The following is a 1,737-nucleotide window of genomic DNA, read 5'->3' as shown; positions in this document are numbered from 1 at the left end:
CTGTGCCGCGCGGCGATGATCGGGGCGGTGCTCGGCCTGTTCGGCATCGTCTTCGTCGTCGTGTGGCAGGTCTTCGGCCGCTACGTCCTCAACGACACCCCCACCTGGGCCGAGGGCGCCGCACTGGTGCTCGTCATCTACGTCACCATGCTCGGCGCCGCCGCCGGCGTGCGCGACGCCGGCCACATCGGCATGGAATCCATCCTGGTGCTGCTGCCCGAAACACTGCGCCAGAAGTTCGAGATCGTCATCCACTTCCTCGTCGGCTGCTTCGGCGCCATGATGGTCTGGTACGGCTCCCTGCTCGGCAAGTCGGTCATGAACTACAACATTCCTTCGCTGCACATCTCCGAAGGCATCAACTATGTCGCCGTCGTCGTCGCCGGCGCCCTCATCATCCTCTTCTGCATTGAGCACATCATTGCAATCCTCACTGGCAAGGAAGTGATCCCATCATGGCACTGACCATTCTCGTTCTCAGCTTCGCCGGCTTCCTGCTGCTCGGCGTCCCCGTGGCGTTCGCCATCGGCCTGTCCTCCGCCGCCGCCCTGCTGGTCGAAGGCATGCCGCTGGCTGTCATGTTCCAGCGCATGGTCTCGGGCATGAACATCTTCTCGTTCCTGGCCATTCCCTTCTTCATCTTCGCCGGCGAGATCATGCTCTACGGCGGCGTGGCAGCGCGCATCGTGCGCTTCGCCAAGAGCCTCACCAACCATGTGCGCGGCGGCCTGGGCATGTCCAACGTGGTCTCCTGCACCTTGTTCGGCGGCGTCTCCGGCTCGCCGGTGGCTGACGTCTCGGCCATGGGCGCGGTGATGATCCCGATGATGAAGAAAGAGGGCTATCACGCCGACTATGCGGTCAATGTCACCACCCATGCCTCGCTGGTCGGCGCGCTCATGCCCACCAGCCACAACATGGTGATCTATGCGTTCGCCGCCGGCGGCGCGGTGTCGATTTCCTCGCTGATCATGGCCGGCATGCTGCCGGCGCTGGTGCTGACCATCTGCATGCTGGTGGCGGCCTACCTGGTGGCGGTCAAGCGCAACTATCCCAAGGGCGAGTTCCCGGGCTGGGGCGAAGTGATTTCCTCGTTCAGCGCGGCGCTGCCGGGGCTGATGATTGCAGTCATCATCCTCGTGGGCATCCTGTCGGGCATCTTCACGGCGACCGAAGCGGCGTCGGTGGCGGTGCTGTATGCGCTGATCCTGACCGTGTTCGTCTACAAGTCGATGACCTGGGAACACCTGATGAAGTCGGCGGCCAAGGCGGTCAAGACCACCGGCGTGGTGCTGCTCTTGATCGGCATTTCGGCGGTGTTCCAGCACCTGATCAGCCTGTACGAAGTGGCGGAGCTGACCGGCGAGATGATGTCGAGCATATCGTCGAGCCCGTGGGCGATCTTTGCGATGATCAACATCATCCTGTTCCTGCTGGGCACGTTCATGGACATGGCCAGCACGATCCTGATCTGCACGCCGATCTTCTTGCCGATCGCGATGAAGTTCGGGATGGACCCGGTGCAGTTCGGCATGCTGATGCTGATCAACTGCGCGCTGGGGCTGAACACGCCGCCGGTGGGCACGACGCAGTTCGTCGGCTGTGCGATCGGCGGGGTGAGCGTGGGGCAGGTGATGAAGACGATCTGGCCGTTCTACGGCGCGCTGATTGCCGCCATGCTGCTGATCACCTACGTGCCTTCGTTCTCGCTCTGGCTGCCCTCGGTCATGCTGGGCA

Annotated in this window: 2 protein-coding genes; both read left to right on the top strand. The window is 63.2% G+C overall.

Annotated elements, in window-relative coordinates; translation table 11 throughout:
- Nucleotides 1–465, top strand: a 465-nt coding sequence (locus IGW03_RS37535) for a TRAP transporter small permease (RefSeq protein ID WP_438943723.1), incomplete at its 5' end; no start/stop codon positions are given.
- A partial coding sequence (locus IGW03_RS37530) for a TRAP transporter large permease (protein WP_194727470.1) occupies nucleotides 456–1,737 on the top strand: 1,282 nt, incomplete at its 3' end. The genes IGW03_RS37535 and IGW03_RS37530, both read left to right, overlap by 10 nt.

It is taken from the genome of Noviherbaspirillum malthae (assembly GCF_015352985.1).
Taxonomy (GTDB): Bacteria; Pseudomonadota; Gammaproteobacteria; order Burkholderiales; family Burkholderiaceae_D; genus Noviherbaspirillum; species Noviherbaspirillum malthae.
Note: the sequence above shows the minus strand (reverse complement) of the source record. Positions and strands in the feature narration are given on the sequence as shown.